General features: G+C 51.7%; 17 protein-coding genes, 15 tRNA genes and 1 pseudogene. 11 read left to right on the top strand and 22 right to left on the bottom strand.

The genetic code is table 11. The features are described 5' to 3' along the window. The first annotated feature begins 56 nt into the window (after nucleotides 1-56). The gene (locus ACI77B_RS09620) at nucleotides 57-581 is read left to right on the top strand and encodes a nitroreductase family protein (protein ID WP_409336614.1); all 525 of its coding nucleotides are present in this window, start codon (nucleotides 57-59) and stop codon (nucleotides 579-581) included. Nucleotides 582-978: 397 nt separating this feature from the next. Here the strand turns inward: ACI77B_RS09620 and ACI77B_RS09625 are convergent, their stop codons facing one another. The 4 genes from ACI77B_RS09625 to tnpB all read right to left on the bottom strand — a co-directional run bounded on the left by ACI77B_RS09625 (nucleotide 979) and on the right by tnpB (nucleotide 2,382). Beyond that, the gene (locus tag ACI77B_RS09625) at nucleotides 979-1,320 is read right to left on the bottom strand and encodes an IS66 family transposase (protein ID WP_409337728.1); all 342 of its coding nucleotides are present in this window, start codon (nucleotides 1,318-1,320) and stop codon (nucleotides 979-981) included. After that, nucleotides 1,260-1,586, bottom strand: a complete 327-nt coding sequence (locus ACI77B_RS09630; RefSeq protein ID WP_409336615.1) for an IS66 family transposase — start codon at nucleotides 1,584-1,586, stop codon at nucleotides 1,260-1,262. The genes ACI77B_RS09625 and ACI77B_RS09630 overlap by 61 nt, the downstream gene beginning before the upstream one ends. Further along, nucleotides 1,544-1,921 carry a transposase gene (locus tag ACI77B_RS09635; protein WP_409336616.1) on the bottom strand — a complete coding sequence of 126 codons (378 nt, stop codon included), beginning with the start codon at nucleotides 1,919-1,921 and terminating at the stop codon, nucleotides 1,544-1,546. The genes ACI77B_RS09630 and ACI77B_RS09635 overlap by 43 nt, the downstream gene beginning before the upstream one ends. A 176-nt stretch (nucleotides 1,922-2,097) precedes the next feature. Further along, nucleotides 2,098-2,382 (bottom strand): IS66 family insertion sequence element accessory protein TnpB, encoded by a 285-nt coding sequence (gene tnpB / locus ACI77B_RS09640; RefSeq protein ID WP_409336617.1) that lies wholly within the window; start codon nucleotides 2,380-2,382, stop codon nucleotides 2,098-2,100. 218 nt (nucleotides 2,383-2,600) lie between these two features. Between tnpB and ACI77B_RS09645 the strand changes: the two are divergent. The 3 genes and pseudogenes from ACI77B_RS09645 to ACI77B_RS09655 all read left to right on the top strand — a co-directional run. Further along, a pseudogene (locus ACI77B_RS09645) lies at nucleotides 2,601-2,762 on the top strand (IS66 family transposase); the annotation flags it as partial. Nucleotides 2,763-2,783: 21 nt separating this feature from the next. After that, nucleotides 2,784-2,993: a transposase domain-containing protein gene (locus ACI77B_RS09650; protein WP_409337729.1), complete on the top strand. Its 210-nt coding sequence runs from the start codon at nucleotides 2,784-2,786 to the stop codon at nucleotides 2,991-2,993. 189 nt (nucleotides 2,994-3,182) lie between these two features. Next, complete coding sequence (locus tag ACI77B_RS09655) at nucleotides 3,183-3,401, top strand: hypothetical protein (protein ID WP_409336618.1); 219 nt, start codon at nucleotides 3,183-3,185, stop codon at nucleotides 3,399-3,401. A 261-nt stretch (nucleotides 3,402-3,662) separates the two neighbouring features. Here ACI77B_RS09655 and ACI77B_RS09660 read toward each other — a convergent pair. The 15 genes from ACI77B_RS09660 to ACI77B_RS09730 all read right to left on the bottom strand — a co-directional run bounded on the left by ACI77B_RS09660 (nucleotide 3,663) and on the right by ACI77B_RS09730 (nucleotide 5,125). Next, nucleotides 3,663-3,735: transfer RNA gene (locus ACI77B_RS09660), tRNA-Phe, on the bottom strand. A gap of 22 nt (nucleotides 3,736-3,757) precedes the next feature. Then, nucleotides 3,758-3,833: transfer RNA gene (locus ACI77B_RS09665), tRNA-Ile, on the bottom strand. A 10-nt stretch (nucleotides 3,834-3,843) separates the two neighbouring features. Next, nucleotides 3,844-3,920, bottom strand: a tRNA-Pro gene (locus ACI77B_RS09670). A gap of 38 nt (nucleotides 3,921-3,958) precedes the next feature. Then, nucleotides 3,959-4,034: transfer RNA gene (locus ACI77B_RS09675), tRNA-Trp, on the bottom strand. Between the two features lie 11 nt (nucleotides 4,035-4,045). After that, a tRNA-Ser gene (locus ACI77B_RS09680) sits at nucleotides 4,046-4,136 on the bottom strand. A 37-nt stretch (nucleotides 4,137-4,173) separates the two neighbouring features. Beyond that, a tRNA-Ser gene (locus ACI77B_RS09685) sits at nucleotides 4,174-4,260 on the bottom strand. Nucleotides 4,261-4,292: 32 nt separating this feature from the next. Continuing rightward, a tRNA-Lys gene (locus tag ACI77B_RS09690) sits at nucleotides 4,293-4,368 on the bottom strand. A 6-nt stretch (nucleotides 4,369-4,374) separates the two neighbouring features. Beyond that, a tRNA-Gln gene (locus ACI77B_RS09695) sits at nucleotides 4,375-4,446 on the bottom strand. Between the two features lie 32 nt (nucleotides 4,447-4,478). Then, nucleotides 4,479-4,552: transfer RNA gene (locus ACI77B_RS09700), tRNA-Arg, on the bottom strand. Between the two features lie 7 nt (nucleotides 4,553-4,559). Continuing rightward, nucleotides 4,560-4,633 (bottom strand) — tRNA-Gly (locus ACI77B_RS09705). A 9-nt stretch (nucleotides 4,634-4,642) separates the two neighbouring features. Beyond that, a tRNA-Gly gene (locus tag ACI77B_RS09710) sits at nucleotides 4,643-4,717 on the bottom strand. Between the two features lie 5 nt (nucleotides 4,718-4,722). After that, nucleotides 4,723-4,804: transfer RNA gene (locus ACI77B_RS09715), tRNA-Tyr, on the bottom strand. Between the two features lie 33 nt (nucleotides 4,805-4,837). Beyond that, nucleotides 4,838-4,912 (bottom strand) — tRNA-Thr (locus ACI77B_RS09720). Between the two features lie 6 nt (nucleotides 4,913-4,918). Next, a tRNA-Asp gene (locus ACI77B_RS09725) sits at nucleotides 4,919-4,995 on the bottom strand. A 54-nt stretch (nucleotides 4,996-5,049) separates the two neighbouring features. After that, nucleotides 5,050-5,125 (bottom strand) — tRNA-Val (locus ACI77B_RS09730). 329 nt (nucleotides 5,126-5,454) lie between these two features. On the opposite strand from ACI77B_RS09730, the gene ACI77B_RS09735 reads away from it, so the two are divergent. Continuing rightward, nucleotides 5,455-6,813: a GntP family permease gene (locus ACI77B_RS09735; RefSeq protein ID WP_409336619.1), complete on the top strand. Its 1,359-nt coding sequence runs from the start codon at nucleotides 5,455-5,457 to the stop codon at nucleotides 6,811-6,813. A gap of 200 nt (nucleotides 6,814-7,013) precedes the next feature. On the opposite strand, the gene ACI77B_RS09740 is transcribed toward ACI77B_RS09735, so the two are convergent. Continuing rightward, nucleotides 7,014-7,109, bottom strand: coding sequence for a winged helix-turn-helix transcriptional regulator (locus ACI77B_RS09740; protein ID WP_409336620.1), 96 nt, complete (start codon nucleotides 7,107-7,109; stop codon nucleotides 7,014-7,016). A gap of 288 nt (nucleotides 7,110-7,397) precedes the next feature. Next, nucleotides 7,398-9,164, bottom strand: coding sequence for an ammonium transporter (locus ACI77B_RS09745; protein WP_409336621.1), 1,767 nt, complete (start codon nucleotides 9,162-9,164; stop codon nucleotides 7,398-7,400). A 685-nt stretch (nucleotides 9,165-9,849) separates the two neighbouring features. Here ACI77B_RS09745 and gltB point away from each other — a divergent pair. The 6 genes from gltB (at nucleotide 9,850) to panC (ending at nucleotide 18,987) form a co-directional block, all read left to right on the top strand. Next, entirely contained in the window at nucleotides 9,850-14,388 is a 4,539-nt protein-coding gene (gltB, locus tag ACI77B_RS09750; RefSeq protein ID WP_409337730.1) for a glutamate synthase large subunit, read from the top strand. A gap of 2 nt (nucleotides 14,389-14,390) precedes the next feature. Further along, nucleotides 14,391-15,887: a glutamate synthase subunit beta gene (locus ACI77B_RS09755; RefSeq protein ID WP_409336622.1), complete on the top strand. Its 1,497-nt coding sequence runs from the start codon at nucleotides 14,391-14,393 to the stop codon at nucleotides 15,885-15,887. 192 nt (nucleotides 15,888-16,079) lie between these two features. Continuing rightward, nucleotides 16,080-16,520, top strand: coding sequence for an NAD(P)-binding domain-containing protein (locus tag ACI77B_RS09760; RefSeq protein WP_409336623.1), 441 nt, complete (start codon nucleotides 16,080-16,082; stop codon nucleotides 16,518-16,520). Further along, entirely contained in the window at nucleotides 16,520-17,065 is a 546-nt protein-coding gene (locus tag ACI77B_RS09765) for a DUF2520 domain-containing protein (RefSeq protein WP_409337731.1), read from the top strand. The genes ACI77B_RS09760 and ACI77B_RS09765 overlap by 1 nt, the downstream gene beginning before the upstream one ends. Next, entirely contained in the window at nucleotides 17,062-17,901 is an 840-nt protein-coding gene (gene panB / locus ACI77B_RS09770) for a 3-methyl-2-oxobutanoate hydroxymethyltransferase (RefSeq protein WP_409336624.1), read from the top strand. The genes ACI77B_RS09765 and panB overlap by 4 nt, the downstream gene beginning before the upstream one ends. Nucleotides 17,902-18,117: 216 nt before the next feature. Further along, nucleotides 18,118-18,987 carry a pantoate--beta-alanine ligase gene (gene panC / locus ACI77B_RS09775; RefSeq protein ID WP_409336625.1) on the top strand — a complete coding sequence of 290 codons (870 nt, stop codon included), beginning with the start codon at nucleotides 18,118-18,120 and terminating at the stop codon, nucleotides 18,985-18,987. On the opposite strand, the gene ACI77B_RS09780 is transcribed toward panC, so the two are convergent. Next, complete coding sequence (locus tag ACI77B_RS09780) at nucleotides 18,984-19,628, bottom strand: YigZ family protein (RefSeq protein WP_409336626.1); 645 nt, start codon at nucleotides 19,626-19,628, stop codon at nucleotides 18,984-18,986. The genes panC and ACI77B_RS09780 overlap by 4 nt on opposite strands. Nucleotides 19,629-19,870 lie beyond the last annotated feature (242 nt).

A 19,870-nucleotide genomic window follows, 5' to 3' on the forward strand; every position in this document is an offset into this window, starting at 1 on the left:
AGTCAGTGAGAAACTACTATTATTATGGGAATAATAGGAAAAGGAGGAATTCATCTATGGAATTAGATAAAGCAATAAACCGCAGAAAATCCGTACGTTCTTACACTGGCGAGGGAATTACCGAAGAACAGCTGCAGAAGATTCTTACTTCTGCCTATGAATCTCCGATCGGTATGGGAAAGTACGACAGCATTCATCTGACCGTCATCACGAACAAGGAACTTCTGGACGCCATCGATGCCAATGCCGCGAAATTTTTCGGCAATCCATCGCTGCACCCGCTGTACGGCGCACCGATGCTGATTGTCGTCTCTTCCAATGCCCAGGGGAATGTCGCCAGTGCCAACGTCGCCATGATCCTGCAGAACATGTCCCTGACCGCCGTTGAAGAAGGCCTCGGCCACTGCGACATCTACGGCGCCACCAGAGCCCTTGTCCAGGACAAAAATCTCCTGGCAAGATTAAATCTGCCTGAGGGCTTCACCCCAACGGGATCTCTTCTCCTCGGAAAAACGGACGAAAAATACACCGACCGGGAGATTCCGGATGCACATAAGTTTAAGATGAACAGAATTGATTAGGTCAAGTTAATGTACAGAAAAACGAGCCGGCCAGAAACTGACCAGCTCGTTAGCAGCTTGACCAGCAAGATTCATGCTTACAGGCAATGTTCACTTTCTCACGCAATCCTAAATGACGTAGATACCACACTTGTCTACAACAAACGCAGATATTCCTGTACTACCTGCAAACACTCTTTCTCAGAACCAAACCCATTTGCAGATCCAGGAAGACGAGTTTCCCGATTCACAATTATGCGAGTGATGAAAATGCTTCAAAGTCCTGCGGTCACGTTTGAACTTGCGGCTAAACTGGCTATGATCTCTAAGACAACGTAAACGGTCGCAGAACAGTACATTGAAAAAATAACGGCGCTATGAAGGCATTGCATTGCCTGGCCAGCGCCGTTGTTGTTCTTTAATTCTCTGTTTTTTCCTTTTCCAGATTTGACCGGCAGCGCTTTTGCACTTCTTCGCTCCACGGGAGCAGGTCATCCAGAAAGACCAGGTTCGTATCTTCCAGGTGCTGGGGGATCACTTCCAGACTCTTCTTTCGGTTCAGTGCATATTTGAATGCCTTTCCGATATTGCTTCCGCCCGGTACTTCATTCAGATGCTGCTGAGCCCATGCAAAGAAGGACTCTGTCGCTTCGCGCAAAGCCTGGATGTCTTCTTCTTTTCGATTTTCTTCCGGGATTTTCAGAAGTTCCTTATCCCGATGCGTAATTTCCGCGATTCTCTGTACTCCTTCCTCTGCCAGGGTGTACTTTGCCTTTTCCGGTCCTTACCTCCGGCCGCCTTGATGATGTTAAAGAAGTTTCGTCGGACATGCACCCAGCATCCTGCAGATGTAATGGATTCTGGCATCTCCTTTTCCAGCTGATGGTAAGAAGCATACCCGTTACTGACAATCACACCATGAAATCCGTTGACAAACTTTCTCAGGCAGTCGGTCTTCCGGGTTTTATGGTAATCAAAGAGAATTACCGGATGATCATCGTTGATGTTGCTCCGGTTGACCCACATGTAGCTTCTGCTTCCGGCATTTTGGAGAAATCTGGTTTTCTGCGGCCTTTTTTCTTTCTGCTTTTCTTTGGCTCAGATTTCGCCGGCTGCCCCTCTGAAGTTTCTTCTTCCTCAGTCTCTTCCTGCAGAGGCTGATCTCCAGCGGCCGCTTCCGCCTCGTTGAAAACGAACTTCAGCTGCCGGTCGTCCGGCTCCTCTGGAGTCTTCTCTGAGCGGCGGCCAAACATCTGCATCCGGAGCTGGCTCAGCTGATCGGTAAGCTGCTCATTCTCTTGCAGAAGAGAAAGAATCAGCTGGTCTTTTTCCTCAGAACTCATGCTGTTCAGTTTTTTCATTATCGGTTTTTTCAGGTCTTCATTTTCCATTTCCGGCCCATCAAAAAAACTGAAGCGCATTTTCTTCAGGTCTTTTTTTGTTGAAATTCCAGCGTTTACACAATTCTCTTTGGATGCACATTCCGGACAACTTTCTTCTGATAAATGGTGAGTCCTTCCATCAGCCAGCGGAACTGCTACGGGGTAATTTTCTTTACTTCTTCTTCTGTCCTTGGCCATTGAAACCGTCCGTCCTCAAGTCTTTTGTAGAGAAGAAGAAAACCGTCACCTTCCCAGAGCAGTCCTTTGATTCGGTCGCACCGTCTTCCGCAGAAAAGAAACAATGTGCTCCCGACAAATGGATTCATTTCAAACTGCTCCTGTACGATTTCTGCCAGTCCGTCAATTCCTTTGCGAAGATCTGTATATCCGCAGGCAAGGAAAACGGCACTGCGTTTTCCTGCATCAAGATCATTAAGCATGGCTCATCACCTCCAAAATCAGCCGGAGTTTCTGATCAGAGACGTCTGGAAGAACTTCCACACGGAAACAGCTTCCCTTTGCCGTGATCGATCAGCTGGATAACGCCCTCGGGGATCTGGACCGGGAAGAACGCAGACGGGAACGTAATCTGGCGGTACGGAAACATGTCGATGCCTTTGTTGACTGGTGCAGAGCAAAATAGCCTGAAGTTGCTCCGAAAAGCAGTATAGCAAAGACTTTTTCGTATGCCCTGAAACGGGAAGGCGCGCTGAAGACCTTTCTGGATGATCCGGATGTGCCGCTCGACAACAATCCCGCCGAGAGAGCAATCCGCCCGTTCTGTACGGGCCGAAACAGCTGGCATATCATCGATACCGTGCGGGGAGCTCAGAACAGCGCTGTGCTGTACAGTATTACAGAAACGGCCAAGGCCAACAATCTGGTTCCCTATGAGTATTACAAATATATTCTGGAACAAATGCTCAGGCATATGGACGACACGAACCTGGAGTTCATGGATGATCTTCTGCCCTGGAGCGATGCAGTTCAAGAAAAATGTTCTGCTCCTGATATACCAAAACCTGAGGAGATGGAACCCGAAAGTGCATAAAATCCATTCAAAAAGCCACCGGAACGACGGTGGCTTTTCTAGTCAAAACACGTGCTATTTGCCGCTTACTGTGATAAAATCACCAGAGCGTCTGACAGTGAGGATAAAATCAAGAACGATTTTATTGTTTCAGAAGCATTATGCTGGTATGCTAATATAGAATGAAGGGCTAACAGAAAGGAGATTAAGATGAACAAAAAGATTATAGATCGATTGCGCAAAATGCTGCAAGCAACTGGACCATACGGGAATGCTTCTGTCGATCAGTTTAATGAGAATTACTTTCGGAATGCAGAATTAAAGAACGCTGAATCAGCTCGCCCTACGACAAGCGAATCAACTGATAAACGGAAGTGTAACAAGAAAACACGAAAAGGAACACATAATCCTAACGAAAAACACGAATAAAAGTGAGAGTATGAAACAATCGATAGAGTACAACAATGTTCGCAAAAGCTGAATAGGCAATTTTGCACATATGACTACATATCCGAATTGAGGTAAGTCTGCGATGATTCTTCAAAAGCAAGTTCAGAAGCAAGTTATTTATTCATATCATTGCATAAAAGTCAAATTTCATTTCCATACAAAAAACAATAAAAAAAGAGGTAAACTTTCAAAGCATTGATTTCTCAAGCTTCTAATTTACTTCCTCTATTACACAAAAAGTGCTCAGAACTGGAATCGAACCAGTGACACAAGGATTTTCAGTCCTTTGCTCTACCGACTGAGCTATCTGAGCATATCTTTCTCTGATTAAATTATGGTGGGCCATCATGGGTTTGAACCAAGGACCTGCCGGTTATGAGCCGGATGCTCTTACCGCTGAGCTAATGGCCCATAAAGTAAATGGTCGGGGTGGCAGGATTTGAACCCGCGGCCCACTGGTCCCAAACCAGTTGCGCTACCAAACTGCGCTACACCCCGTTAATCTTCCGGCTGCTGCAATGTATTCAGAAAAAAATTGGCAGGGGCAGAAGGATTTGAACCCTCGGCACGTGGTTTTGGAGACCACTGCTCTACCAACTGAGCTATACCCCTACAAATTTCAACGGAGAAGGCGAGATTCGAACTCGCGCGGCCCTAATAACGAACCCTAACGGTTTAGCAAACCGTCCTCTTCAGCCACTTGAGTACTTCTCCACAAAAGGCTTACAGCATCTCGATATGGAATTTTCTATGGCGGAGAGGGTGGGATTCGAACCCACGGTCCTTAACGGACATCGGTTTTCAAGACCGACACCTTAAACCACTCGGACACCTCTCCACGTGGGAACTATTTACCCATTTAATAAGGTTTGGTGACCCATCCGAGATTCGAACTCGGGACACCTTGATTAAAAGTCAAGTGCTCTGCCACCTGAGCTAATGGGTCATACAACTGGGGTAGCAGGAATCGAACCTTCGTATGAGGGAGTCAAAGTCCCTTGCCTTACCACTTGGCTATACCCCACTGAACCCCGGGTATATTAAGTATAAAAAGAATGAGCCCTCGGAGATTCGAACTCCGGACACACGGCTTAGAAGGCCGTTGCTCTATCCAGCTGAGCTAAGAGCCCATAAAAATGGAGCGGATGATGAGAATCGAACTCACGCCATCAGCTTGGAAGGCTGAGGTTCTACCATTGAACTACATCCGCATGTTTAATTGGAGCGGAAGACGAGATTCGAACTCGCGACCCCCGCCTTGGCAAGGCGGTGCTCTACCCCTGAGCCACTTCCGCAAAAGTCGAGGGAGATGGATTCGAACCATCGTAAGCTAAGCTAACGGATTTACAGTCCGCCCCCTTTAGCCACTCGGGCATCCCTCGATATTCATAATTCTACGTTCAAATAAGTTTGAATGGAGCTGGCGGGGGGAATCGAACCCTCAACCTGCTGATTACAAATCAGCTGCTCTACCGTTGAGCCACGCCAGCATATATTGGCGACCAAGACCGGGTTCGAACCGGTGACCTCCAGCGTGACAGGCTGGCATTCTAACCAACTGAACTACTTGGCCATCCGCTCATTCTTACCCCGCCGACTCTCCGGCGCTTGATCAGAATGATGAAAATGGTGGGCGCTATAGGGCTCGAACCTATGACCTCCTGCTTGTAAGGCAGATGCTCTCCCAGCTGAGCTAAGCGCCCATCTTCATTGTCAGGATCTGAACTCCTGAACACATTTATTAAGTTTACATGAAATCGATCAGCTTGTCAAGAACTTTTTTCATCCGCATCATATGGTCTGAAGAAATTCTGTAAAAACAGAAACGATTTCCTGTGTCCCGAACACCCTTGCGCTTGGAACGTTATTTATACTACCGCGTATCAGCTCCGATGTCAACAGATTTTTTCATATTCTTTTCAAACAATTTTCCTTTACGCACAAGCTGTTTATACGTTATACTGAAAACGCGTCATTTATTGTGCGTATTCACAAATTATTATCACATTTTTTGGTTATGAAAGGAGATTTTATGTCTTCTGCATTAGGAATTATCGGTATTATCCTTGCAGTCGCCTTCCTGATTTATTTTGCCTACAAAGGAATCAACGTGATTCTGCTGGGCGTGATCAGCTGTCTGATCATCATGGTTTTCAACGGCATGCCGGTCATTAAATCGGTCAACAAGGTCATGCTTCCCGGTGTCTGTACCTACATCACGGCGATGGCGGGCCCGACTCTCATGGGATGTCTGATCGCAGCCTTCTATGAAACCAGCGGCGCAGCGCGGTCGGTGGCGGATGCTCTGTACCGCCTCTTCACCATCAGCGCGCGCAAACGTCAGAGAGAATCCGGCGGCAGCGAGCCTGTCATGCTCAGCCCGCTGCTTTCCATCCTCATCGTCTACGCCATCGGTGTCACCCTGTCTTACGGCGGCCTGAACCCGGTGGTCATCCTCTTCATCCTTATGCCAGTGGCTTCCGACGTATTCGAGAAGTCCGGCATCCCGCGCAGCATGCTTCCCGGAATCGTCCTGGGTGCTCTGGCCACAGCTTCCTGCAGCATGCCTGGCACCACGTCCGATCAGAATATCATCGCTTCGCAGTTCCTGCACACCTCGGCGATAGCTGCTCCGATTCCTGGATTTATCGGCGGCGCCTTCGTTCTGGCTCTGAACATCACCGTCATGAACCATCTGGCAAAAAAGGAAATCGCAAGGGGTCATCTCTACACACCGCAGCAACGTGAGCTGAAAATGACTGATGACAGCAGAAAGCCGCACTGGCTGATTTCCATCATCCCGATGGCTTCCACCATCATCGGCTACAACGCGTTTAAATGGAATATTCTCGCCGCTCTGGCTCTGAACGTCGTTCTCTGCCTGGTCCTCTTCTGGAGATATCTGGGCGGACTCAACGGCTTCGTGAAGCTCCTGGAGCCGGTTCCGATGCAGTTTGCCCAGCTGGTGCTTCAGGTCGGCATTCTGGGAAGCATCGGTGCCGTTGCATCCGCGTCCCCGGCCTTCCCGGTATTAACCCACGGTCTGCTCCACAGCAGTTTCCCGGGCCTCTATAAGGTCGTCATCGTAATTTCCATCATCACCGGAGTCGGAGGATCCGGTCCTGCCGGCCTTACTGCGTCCCTTCCATATATGAAGAAGACCTTCGCGCAGATGGGAATCAGCATGAACGCCCTGCACCGCGTTGCGGTATTCTCCAGCCAGACCCTGGATACCCTGCCGACCAACCCGGGCTACATCATCTCCACAGGCATTGCGGAGGTATCCATTAAGGAATCCTATAAATACGTATTCATCAGCACCGTTTTAAACACAGCGATTACGGCCTTCCTCGTCGCGACCCTGCTGACGATTTTCCCTGGCTGGGCTTAGGGACAAAATTTACCCGGTCAAGACGGAAAACCGCGCGTTGCCATTTGGGATTTTACCAGTGTTTTCAAAACGCCCGCCAGGAGTTTAGAAAAATCAGTTTCGGAATTATAAAATAATCGTGGTTCCTCAACGGATTAAAACGTGCACATTTTAATTGCACGTACATGAACAGTTAAAAAGCATGAAAATAGCGGGGATTGTCAAGATTCCCCGCTATTATTGTTTGATACAACAGGATAGACTTTCCGCGATATGACTTCATCTCTTTCCAGTTCCCGGAGCTGCTTGCTCAGCATCCGTGCTGCTGCGCTTGCAGAGCTTTTCCTCTAGTCACGCAGCCGTCCCAAACAAACCATAAAGAAACAGGACAGAGCGCCAGTTTCGCATATGCCGGCCGCTCCGTCCTGTTCAGCTTTTTTGCCTGTCCCTATGATTAACAAGATGGGCAGGATTATCTTGACCGCAAAGGACTGGGTAAGATATCTATGTTTTGAGAGTTAATAGAGAATGTTTATTTAGAAACTATTCCCATGATCCGGATATGCCGGATGATCCCTTGCTGTTTGTTTTTGTCCCTGAAGGACTTATTCTACGTCCTGCAGAGCGGCCATGTCTTCTTCTCCGGTCCTTACCTTAACAACATGAAGGACGTTGTAAACGAAGATCTTTCCGTCTCCGATATGGCCGGTGTAGAGGGACTTCTTGGCGGTCTCTACGACCTTGTCGACCGGGATCTTTCCGACGATGACGTCGATCTTGATCTTCGGCAGCAGGGTGTTGTCGACGACGGCGCCACGGTAACGTTCGGTGGAGCCTTTCTGGATGCCGGAGCCCATGACCTGGGTCATGGTCATGCCGGTTACGCCCAGTTCGTTCAATGCCTTCTTCAGGCGGTCGAAGCGCTCCATTCTGCAGATAATCGTCACCTTATGCATGCCGGTAACGGCGGATTCTGCTCCTGCCGCGGCGGATGCCTGCGAGTTGATTTTCTGCACTTTGACAGCGGCGTTGATCTGCGCGTCGGATGCCTTCTCATAGTCTTCTTCACCGAGGTCGGTGTTTTCGTTGACGTCCATGGTGTAGTCGGTGGCGTCCGTAATGGCGAATCCGGAGTATGCGGAAGCAAGTCCATGTTCGTGGATATCCAGTCCGTCGATCTCGACTTCTGCCGGGACACGGAGTCCGATGGTCTTGTCGATGATCTTGAATGCGATAAACATAACGATAAGTACGTAAGCTAATACACTGACAATTCCCAGTGCCTGGATGCCGAGCTGGTGGAATCCGCCTCCGTAGAAGAGTCCTTTTCCGACGCCGTCTGCGCCTGTGGAGAAGAGTCCTGCAGAAAGTGTTCCCCAGATTCCGTTGGCTCCGTGTACGGAGATTGCTCCGACCGGATCATCGATCTTCACCTTATTATCGAAGAATTCTACGCTGAATACCACCAGGATTCCTGCGACGAGGCCGATGAAAAAGCTTCCCACCGGTGATACGCAGTCGCACGGTGCTGTGATGGCAACCAGTCCTGCAAGTGCAGCGTTGAAAGTCATGGAAACATCCGGCTTTCCGTAACGAATCCAGGTGAGAATCATGGTTGTGCATGTCGCAACGGCTGCAGCGAGGTTGGTGTTCATAAATACCAGACTCGCGGAGATGGCGCCGGCCTTATCCATGGCGACAGTAGATCCTCCGTTGAATCCGAACCATGCGAACCAGAGGATGAATACACCCAGTGCGCAGGCCGTCATGTTGTGGCCCGGAATCGCCCTTGCATTTCCGTCTTTGTCATACTTTCCGATACGAGGTCCGAGCATTGCGGCGCCGAGACAGGCAATCACGCCTCCAATCATGTGTACGCAGGTGCTTCCTGCGAAGTCGTGGAATCCCAGCTGTCCGAGCCAGCCTCCGCCCCAGATCCAGTGGCCGCTGATTGGATAGACAAAAAGTGAAATGACGGCGGAATAAACGCAGTATGCCTTGAAATTGGTACGCTCTGCCATGGATCCGGACACGATGGTTGCTGCAGTTGCGCAGAACACGGTCTGGAAGATGACGTAGCACCATAACGGCATAGTCTGTGGAACCACGCTGTTTGCGGCGGTATATGTTCCTCTGATCAATGGATCAAAACTTCCGATCAGTTTTCCGGTTCCTCCGAACATCAGTCCGAAACCAAGAAGCCAGAAGCACGGCGTTCCAATACAGAAATCCATCATATTCTTCATCAGGATGTTGCCGGTGTTTTTTGCACGGGTCAGTCCCGCTTCACATAAGGCGAATCCCGCCTGCATGAAGTAGACCAGCGCTGCTGCAATTAACACCCATCCTACGGTGGTGACGTTAATTTTCATTTCATGCTCCCCTTTCATGAACTCAAAATCTCTAATCTTTTTTACTCAGCTTTCAAACCATTCCCTCATGGCTCAAAGCTGTCCGCTTGTTTTCCCTTCTATACACCTCCCTGGTGAATCCGCTTCAGTCATGCTCCCCTTTCTGCACAGCTGAATATTTATTCACATTGTTATAAATATAACTGAAGATTATCACGAACGGCATCAACACTCCTCGTGTATTCACAACACACTTTAATTTTACCATTGCCTGTTCGGATGCTATTATCATACGCCGTTACTTGTTTATAGTCAATAAAATATCCAATATTATTTGTGAATCAAAACACATTCAATTTAAGTATCATCTGCTATACAATTATTTCTACCTTTTTGCAGCATTCAAAGCATATTCTTTTCTCATCAGCCTCCGTCTGCATTTCCAGTTTTTCCCTTTTCAAGTTCCGGCATCCTGGCATGCCGCTTAATTAATATTTCGCATTTTCGTTCAAGATAATAAATATATATTCACATTCTTCCCCTGCTGTGCTATACTTTTCTCCAAACACTCCATTGCAGACAGGAAGGAGCTGTACAGAATATGATGCAATATCATCAGAATAATCAGATAGACAATCACCTTTCATCCGGTCCCGGAGCGGATGTCAGGGATTCCCACCACCAGGACGGAAAAGCGTCCGGACAGATGGATCAGGGCCGCTTCCAGAGCCGGCTGTATGATCCGTCATTTGAACATGACTCCTGCGGAATCGGCGCCATCGTCAATATCCATGGGGAGAAGACATCGAAGACCGTCGATGACGCACTGAAAATCGTGGAAAAACTGGAACACCGGGCAGGTAAAGACGCCTCCGGAAAAACCGGCGACGGCGTCGGAATCCAGCTGCAGATCCCCCACCTTCTGATGAAGAAGGCTGCTGAAGAAGAGGGCTTTTATCTCGGCCAGGAACGGGATTACGGCGTGGGCATGCTGTTTCTCCCGCAGAACGATCTGAAACGCGCCCAGGCCATGAAGATGTTGGAGATCATCGTGGATAAAGAAGGCATGGATTTCCTGGGCTGGAGAAAGGTTCCGGTCAACCCTTCTGTGCTTGGAGATCGTGCCCGTTCCTGCATGCCGGTCATTATGCAGTGCTTCGTAAAGCGCCCGCCAGATGTAAAGCGGGGACTGGATTTCGACCGGAAGCTCTACATTGTAAGGAGAGTTTTTGAGCATTCCAATAACAACACCTATATTCCGTCATTTTCCAGCCGGACCATTGTGTACAAAGGAATGTTCCTTGTCTCTCAGCTGAGAAAGTTCTACCCGGATCTGACGGATCCGGACTGCAGAAGCGCCATCGCCCTGGTTCATTCCCGTTTTTCGACCAACACCAATCCGAGCTGGGAGCGGGCGCATCCTTACCGCTACATCATGCACAATGGTGAAATCAACACCATCAGAGGCAACATCGACCGTATGCTGGCCCGTGAAGAGACCATGCACAGCAGTGTTCTTTCCGATACGGATATGGATAAGATTCTTCCGGTCATCGATCCCGACGGATCAGACTCGGCCATGCTGGATAACACGCTGGAATTTCTCATGATGAACGGCATCGATCTTCCGCAGGCTGTGATGATGACTCTTCCTGAGCCTTGGGCCAATGAACGGAAGATCAGCCGGTCCAAGCGGGATTTCTATCATTACTATGCGACCATGATGGAGCCATGGGACGGCCCTGCGGCCGTTGTATTCTCTGACGGGGACAGCGTCGGTGCCGTGCTGGACAGAAACGGGCTGCGTCCTTGCAGGTGGTATTTGACCAACGATGACACGCTGATCCTGTCCTCCGAGGTCGGCGTTCTGGACATTCCGGAAGAGAAAATCGTGAAGAAGTCCCGGCTGAAGCCGGGCAGAATGCTGCTGGTGGACACACTGAAGCAAAAAATCATCGAGGATGAGGATCTGAAATCCTACTACGCCCACCGCAAGCCCTACGGAGAATGGCTGGATGCGAATCTGATTTACCTGAAGGATCTTCCGATCCCGAACCGCAAGATCGAAAAATCGCCGCAGAAGCTCAGGGACCGGCTGTATAAAGCCTTTGGATACACCTATGAGGAAGTAACAGCGTGCATGCTGCCGATGGCGGAAAACGGCGCAGAGCCAACCACAGCAATGGGTGTGGACACGCCGCTTGCGGTTCTGTCGGAGAAGCACCAGCCGCTGTTTAATTACTTCAAGCAGCTCTTCGCGCAGGTCACCAACCCGCCGATTGACGCAATCCGCGAGGAAATCATCACGGATACAACGGTTTATGTCGGAACGGACGGAAATCTTCTGGAGGAAGCGCCGGAAAACTGCAGAAAGCTGCAGATTCACAACCCGATTCTGACCTCCATGGATCTGATGAAGATCCGCTACATCGACCAGCCGGGATTCCATGTAGCGACGATTCCAATTCTTTACTATAAAGGGTCGCCGCTGAAAAACGCCCTGGACCGCCTGTTTGTCGACAGCGACCGGGCCTACCGGAACGGGGCAAATATCCTGATTCTGTCCGACCGCGGTGTAGATGAGAACCACGCGGCGATTCCATCGCTTCTGGCGGTTTCTGCCCTGCAGCACTATCTGGTGCGCACAAAAAAGAGCACGACGGTGTCGATTATTCTGGAGAGCGCTGAGCCGAGGACGATTCACCACTTCGCGACCCTTCTCGGTTACGGCGCGCAGGCCGTCAACCCTTATCTGGCTCACGAATGCATCGAGGAGATGGTTTCCCTGGGACTTCTGGACAAGGAGCCGTCTGCCGCGATCAATGACTATAACGACGCGGTGCTGCACGGCATCGTGAAGATTGCGTCTAAAATGGGAATTTCTACCATTCAATCCTACATGGGCGCGCAAATCTTCGAATGCGTCGGCATCAATCATGAAGTCATTGATGAGTACTTCACCAATACGACAAGCCGGGTAGAAGGAATCGGACTGCAGGAAATCGAAGAGTGCGTGGAATGGAACCACAATCAGGCCTTCGACCCTCTGGGGCTCGGATTTGACTCCCGCCTGAACAGCCTGGGCGACCACCGCCTGCGTTCCGGCCCGGACAAAGAAGACCACATGTACAACCCAAGGACGATTCTGCTCCTTCAGAAAGCCTGCCAAGACAATGACGAGGAGGCTTTTCACGAGTACTCCCGCCTGGTGGACTACGCCAAGAAGCCGCATACCTTAAGAGGACTGCTGGAGTTCCGTTATGATCCGGACGGAGGAATCCCTCTGGACGAGGTGGAGCCGGCGTCTGAGATCGTGAAGCGCTTCAAAACCGGCGCCATGAGCTACGGCTCGATTTCCGAGGAAGCCCATGAATGCATGGCGGAGGCGATGAACCGGATCGGCGGAAAATCCAATTCCGGAGAAGGCGGAGAAAACCCTTCCCGCTATGGAACGACGAAAAACTCCGCCATCAAGCAGGTGGCATCCGGACGCTTCGGCGTGACCAGCGATTACCTGATCAGCGCCAGAGAGATTCAGATCAAGATGGCGCAGGGTGCAAAGCCTGGCGAAGGCGGAAATCTTCCGGGCGGAAAGGTCTACCCGTGGATTGCGAGAACCCGCTGCTCCACACCTGGTGTGTCCCTGATTTCTCCCCCGCCGCATCACGATATTTACTCCATTGAGGACCTTGCTGAGTTGATTTTTGACCTGAAAAACGCCAATCCAAAGGCCAGGATCGCCATCAAGCTGGTGTCTGAGGCCGGTGTCGGCACCATCGCAGCCGGCGTCGCAAAGGCCGGCGCCCAGGTTGTCCTGATTTCCGGATACGATGGCGGAACCGGCGCCGCGCCGATGACCTCCATTCACAACGCGGGCCTTCCGTGGGAACTGGGCGTCGCGGAAGCACATCAGACGCTGATTCAGAACGGCCTGCGGCAGCAGATCGTCATCGAAGCCGACGGAAAGCTCATGACCGGCCGCGACGTGGCCATCGCCTGCATGCTCGGCGCCGAGGAATTCGGTTTCGCGACTGCCCCACTGGTTGCCATGGGATGCTGTATGATGCGTGTCTGCAGTCTGGACACCTGCCCATTCGGCATTGCCACGCAGAATCCGAAGCTGAGAAAACGCTTCCGCGGAAAACCGGAACATGTCATCAACTTCATGTTCTTCGTCGCGGAGGAACTGCGGCAGCACATGGCGCGTCTGGGCATCCGGACAGTCGACGAACTCATCGGAAGGAGCGACCTTCTCAAGTTCAGAGACCATATGAACACCCACCGCGCAGAGACCGTGGACATGAGCGCCGTCCTGCAGCACGACGCAGGAGCTGACTGCCACTTCAATCCGAAGTGCGTCCACGACTTCCACCTGGAGAAAACCGCAGACAGCCGCATCCTGATGAAGAAATTCGGGAAATCCCTGAATAAGAAGAGATCCGGCTCTCTGGACGTATCCGTGTCCTCCACCGACCGCTGTTTCGGAACGCTGTTCGGCTCCGAGATCAGCCGCCAGTGCGGAAACGATCTGCCAGACGACAGCTACGTCATCAACTGCAGGGGCGGCGGCGGACAGTCCTTCGGTTCCTTCATTCCGAAGGGGCTCACCCTGCGCCTGGAGGGAGACTGCAACGACGGATTCGGCAAAGGCCTTTCTGGCGGAAAGCTGATCCTCTATCCGCCGGAATCCGCAAGATACAACGCATCGGAAAACATCATCTGCGGAAACATCGCCCTCTACGGCGCAACCAGCGGCTCCGCCTTTATCAGCGGAATTGCCGGTGAACGCTTCTGCGTCAGAAATTCCGGCGCAACCGCCGTTGTAGAAGGCGTCGGCGACCACGGATGTGAATACATGACAGGCGGACGGGTCGTCGTTCTGGGACCGACCGGAAAGAATTTCGCGGCCGGAATGTCCGGAGGCATCGCCTATGTCCTGGATGAGAGCCACAGCCTCTACCTGCGCCTGAACAAGGACCAGGTCATGACCGATACCCTCACGGAAAAGCACGACATCGACGAGCTGAGAACACTGATCGAGCAGCACGTGGCCGCCACAGGCTCCGCAAAAGGAAAGAAGATTCTCGCCGCCTTCAAGTCCTACATTCCGTGCTTTAAGAAGATCATGCCGATCGATTACGACAAGATGCTGAAGACCATCGCTCACTTTGAAGAAAAAGGCTTGTCCAGAGATCAGGCAGAGCTGGAAGCCTTCGCCTGCATCCATCATAAGGAGGTTCGATAGATATGGGAAAACCGACAGGATTTATGGAATATAACCGGGAGGAAAGCTCTGTCCGTCCTCCTGAAGAACGCGTCCGGGACTGGCAGGAATTTCACCTGCCCCTGTCCCGGGAAGACCGGATGCGTCAGGGCGCACGCTGCATGAACTGCGGCACGCCCTTCTGTCAGACTGGCATGATCTGGGAAGGAAAACTCTTTGGCTGCCCGCTTCACAACCTCATTCCGGAATGGAACGACATGGTCTGTCAGGGCAACCTGTCCCATGCCCTCTCCCGCCTCCTGAAAACCAATAATTTCCCGGAGTTCACCGGAAGAGTCTGCCCGGCTCCCTGCGAGCACGCCTGCCTCTGCGGACAAAACGACCAGCCGGTCACCATCCGTGAAAACGAACTGTCCATCATCGAGCAGGCTTTCCGGAACGGAAAAATCAAGCCGCACATTCCTCTTCAGCGCTCCGGAAAGACCGTTGCAGTCATCGGATCAGGTCCTTCCGGCCTGGCCGCAGCCGACCAGCTGAATCATCGCGGACACAGTGTGACGGTGTTTGAGCGGGAACGCTACCCTGGAGGTCTCCTGACCTACGGCATTCCGAGCATGAAGCTGGAGAAAGACATCGTCTTCAGAAGAATCCGCCTCATGGAGCAGGAAGGCGTGGTCTTCCGGACCGGCTGCGACTGCGCAGACACCGCCTCCGCCGCCCGCATTCTCGAGGAATACGATGCCGTCATCCTCTGCTGCGGCGCCGAAGAAGCAAGACGTCTGCCCCTTGACGACGGAAGCGTTTCCGGCATCTGCACCGGAACAGAATTTCTGAAGGCCTCCGCAGAAGCGCAGCTCCGCCGCGTAGATCCATCTTCTGACATAAATTACCCGGGCAAGGGGTCTTCCCTGCCGGCGGCTTTCCCGACTTCTGACATCATTGCCGCAGAAACCCCGGAATCCTCTTCCGGCCGCGCGCGCAATCTCAATGCAGAAGGAAGAAATGTCATCATCGTCGGAAGCGGAGACACCGCGAGCGACTGCGCGGCAGCTGCCCTGAGGCAGGGTGCATCTTCCATCGTCCAGCTCGTCAGAAAGCCAAAAGACCATTACACAGACAAAAACGGAAAGCTTCCGATGGATTATGCCCACGAAGAATTACAGGCGGTTACAGGAGCGGATATCCGCCGCTTCTCTGTTCAGGCAGAATCCGTAGAAACAGATTCCGACCACCATCTGACTGCCGTAAAGACGACAGCCGGAGACACTCTGGAATGCTCCCTTCTGATCTGCGCCATGGGATTTACTGGCTGCAGAGAAGACATCTGCAGCGCCTTCCACGTGGACCGTGACCGCACCGTCAGCACCGAGGAAGATGCTCATGCGTCCTCTGTCGAGAAGGTCTTCACCGCAGGCGATATGCGGACAGGGGCGTCACTTGTCGTCTCTGCCATTGCGGACGGCCGCGCGGCAGCTGCGGAAGCAGACCGCTATCTTCTGGGCTACACGAATATGAATTAGCATTACTGTCTTTACAGAAAACGAGCCGCGTGTTAAACTTTTACCGATGGACGGTATTCCTCAAGGGAAACTGTACCGGCGTTGAAATGCGCACGAGATAAATTCAATAACATGATATGACTGATGCTCTGGAACATTTTAAATGGATCTGATTCAGCACGCCATCCCGGGAAGCGCCGGGAGGTGTAGATTATGAAAACAGGAATCATCGGAGCCGGCAAGGTCGGCTTCACCATCGGTAAATATTTCAGTACCCACGGTCTGCAGCTGTCCGGTTATTACAGCCGCACCGCGGAATCCTCGATTGAGGCAGCACATTTTACAGGCAGCAGAAGCTTTACAAATATCAACGAGCTTGCCCGGGAAAGTGACGTGCTGTTTCTGACGGTCCCGGACGGGAAAATCACTTCTGTTTATCAGCAGATTGACCCCGCCCTGCTCCAGGGAAAACTGATCGGTCATACAAGTGGAGCGCTTTCCTCAGAAGAAGCGTTTCCTGACATTGAAGATACAGGGGCTTATGCCTTTTCCGTTCATCCGATGTCTGCAGTAAGCGATCGTTATCACGCTTACGTGCAGATGCCGGATGTTTTTTTGCCATTGAAGGTGCAGACCAGGCTCTGGAAGTTCTGATTCCCGGGCTTGAAGGAATCGGCCTTCATCTGCAGAAAATCGACCCGAAGGCAAAAGTCCGCTACCACTGCGCAGCCGCCATCGCCAGCAATCTCGTAAACGCACTCCTTCTGACGAGCATCGACCTTCTCAGAAGCTGCGGCTTTACGGAAGAACGCGCGCGTGCCGCTCTGTCTCCACTGGTTACGCTGAACGTGAAGAATGCCCTGAAAAACGGTGTTCCCGCCAGCCTCACCGGACCTGTAGAGCGTGCCGATGAAGGAACCATCAGAAGACATCTCAGCTGCCTTGAAGGCAGAGAAAAACAGGCCTACTGCCTGCTTTCCGAGATCCTGATTCCTGCCGCGCAGGAGAAACATCCTGACAGAAATTACCAGTCCATCGAAAAACTTCTGCAGAAAGCGCTTTCCGGTATACCGGAGACGCCGGCCATGCAGGATATCCGTTCAGGTGCACAGAGCGGGCCAGACGCAGAGGAAGGAAATCCTCTTGCCGGCTCTGTTTTGTCAAAAAGCACTACACAAGGAAAGGATGGGCTGAAATGAAAAATACAACCGCGACATTTCAAAAGATGAAAGAAAAGCACGAGAAGATTTCCATGCTGACCTGTTACGACTACTCGACGGCAAAACTGATGGAAGCCGCCGGAATCAACGGCATTCTGGTTGGCGATTCTCTCGGAAACGTCATGCAGGGCTATGAGGACACCCTTCCGGTAACGATGGAAGAGTCGATCATCTACGGCCGCTCGGTAGCAAGAGCCACCCACGACACCATGGTGGTCATGGACATGCCGTTTATGTCCTATCAGGTCTCTGTCGAGCAGGCACTGACCAATGCCGGAAGACTCATGAAGGAAGCACATGGAAACGCCGTCAAACTGGAAGGAGGCGCCGCAGTCTGCCCGCAGATCAAGGCTATGACCAGCGTGGGAATTCCGGTTATGGCACATCTGGGCATGACGCCGCAGTCGGTCAACGCCTTCGGCGGAAACAAGGTACAGGGAAAAACCGCCGATGCCGCAAAGCGCATGCTGGACGATGCGTATAAGATTCAGGAAGCCGGCGCCTTCGCCGTTGTACTGGAATGCGTTCCTGCCCCGCTCGCCGCGCTGATCACAGAGAAGCTGACCATCCCGACGATCGGAATCGGAGCCGGAAATGAAACGGACGGACAGATCCTCGTCTATCAGGACATGCTGGGAATGTTCAGCGACTACGTCCCAAAATTCGTAAAGAAGTTCGCCAATCTCGGCTGCGAAATGACGGACGCCTTCACCCAGTACGACAGGGAGGTCAAGAGCACGGCATTCCCGGACAAGGACCACGAGTTCCATAAGATGAGCAATCCTGAGGTTCTGGATGAATTAAAGGATCTCTAAAAAGGATTATGCAGCCGGCAGAAGATGTTCTGGTCTGGTCCATCTGGACGAAAAGGATTTAACCGGCTGCAGGTTTATGAAACAGGGATGCCGTCAGTGCAGAGGTTCACTTGCGCGTAAGGCTTTTGTCCTGACGCAGAGGACGGGCATCTCAAGCGGATTCAGAGGAATAATACTGCGTAAGCAGAAAAACAAAATATCAGAGGAGAAAGAATCATGAAAATTGCAAAGACGATTGAAGAAGTACGGGAGCAGATTGCGGAGTGGAAGGCTGAAGGACTGACGATCGGCCTCTGCCCGACGATGGGATTTCTGCACGAGGGCCACGCATCGCTGATGGATGCGTCGGTAAAGCGCTGTGATAAGACGGTTGCGTCTGTGTTCGTCAACCCGATTCAGTTCGGTCCGACGGAGGATCTGGCTGACTATCCGCGTGATTTCAAGCACGACTGCGACCTTCTGGAGAAGCACGGCGTTGACATGGTTTTCCATCCAGACCCGTCTGAGATGTATTTCGATGATTTCTGCACTTATGTTGACATCGACGTACTTTCCAAGACACTCTGCGGAAAGACCCGCCCGATTCACTTCCGCGGTGTCTGCACCGTAATAACCAAGCTGCTTCACATCGTTGAGCCGGACTGCATCTTCTTCGGTCAGAAAGATGCCCAGCAGCTGGCCATCATCAGAAGAATGGTCAGAGACCTGAACTTCAGGGTTGAAGTCATCGGCTGCCCGATTGTCAGAGAAGCTGACGGCCTCGCCAAGAGTTCCCGCAACACCTACCTCAGCCCGGAGGCAAGAAAAGCCGCTGTCATTCTCTCCAGAGCCGTCCGCCTCGGTCAGGACCTGGTAGAAAAGGGTGAATACAGAAGCTCGCAGCTGACAGACGCCATGAAGAAGAAGCTCGCTGAAGAGCCGATGGCTGATCCGGAGTACGTGGAGGTCGTCAACGGCGAGAACATGCAGCCGGTTGAAACCTTCAAGAAGGGCGATCTGGTCGCTATGGCCGTAAGAATCGACGGAACGCGCCTGATCGACAACTTCACCGTCGGTGATCCGAAGATCACTTACACAGAGGACTAGAGCGATTCCGGGTCCAGCGGCAGCGCGAAAAGCTTATGCTCTTCCCTCAGAGGATGGATGCTGCCGTTTGTGAGCCCGGCCATGACCTGCAGGACATCCTCTCTGTCGGATTCTTCCAGATACAGATCAAAACCGACTTTATCGGTGTACTGGATGTTGCTGATTTCTGCCTTTCCGTCAAACGGGAAGGCGGAAATCCGGTTAAATGTGCTGTAGTCTGTCTCAAATGAGATGGCAAGCTTATCCGTCATCGCAGCTGGCGAAGATGCGCGCAGTCCCGCTTTTGCGGCCTGTGTGTAGGCTCTGACCAGCCCGCCGGTCCCCAGCTTGATTCCGCCAAAATATCTGGTCACAACTATGACCAGGTTGGAAAAGCGTTCTTTTACCAGCATCTGCACGATCGGGGCGCCGGATGTTCCCTGCGGTTCACCATCATCACTTCCCCACTGCAGCTGAAACTGATCGCCGATCACCATTGCCGGTACGTTATGCGTCGCGTTATAGTGTTTTTTTCTGATGCTGCGGATAAATTCCTCCGCCTCCTCCCGGCTTTCTGCTGGTGATGCGTAAGCGATAAACTTTGATTTCTGAATGACAATTTCATCACTTCCCTGCTCGGTAACCGTCCGGTACTGTTCCATCCATTCTCCCCCTTAGTTATTTTTCTTTCCTGCTTCTCTGCTGTTTTCCGTTTTTTTCCGAAAATATTCCGATATTTAAGGCTGCAGTACTTCCCCGCAGGCCTTTTTCATGACTCCTTAATGATCATAACACAGCTTTTCGGATCTGCCTGAAGAAAAACCCGACAAAAAACAAAAGAAAGCAGAAGATGAAAGGAAAACCCGTCATCTTCCGCCGAAAACACTTTGCAGGAATCTGCTCC

Source organism: Eubacterium sp. F2 (genome assembly GCF_046244355.1).
Lineage (GTDB): Bacteria > Bacillota > Clostridia > Peptostreptococcales > Anaerovoracaceae > Aminicella.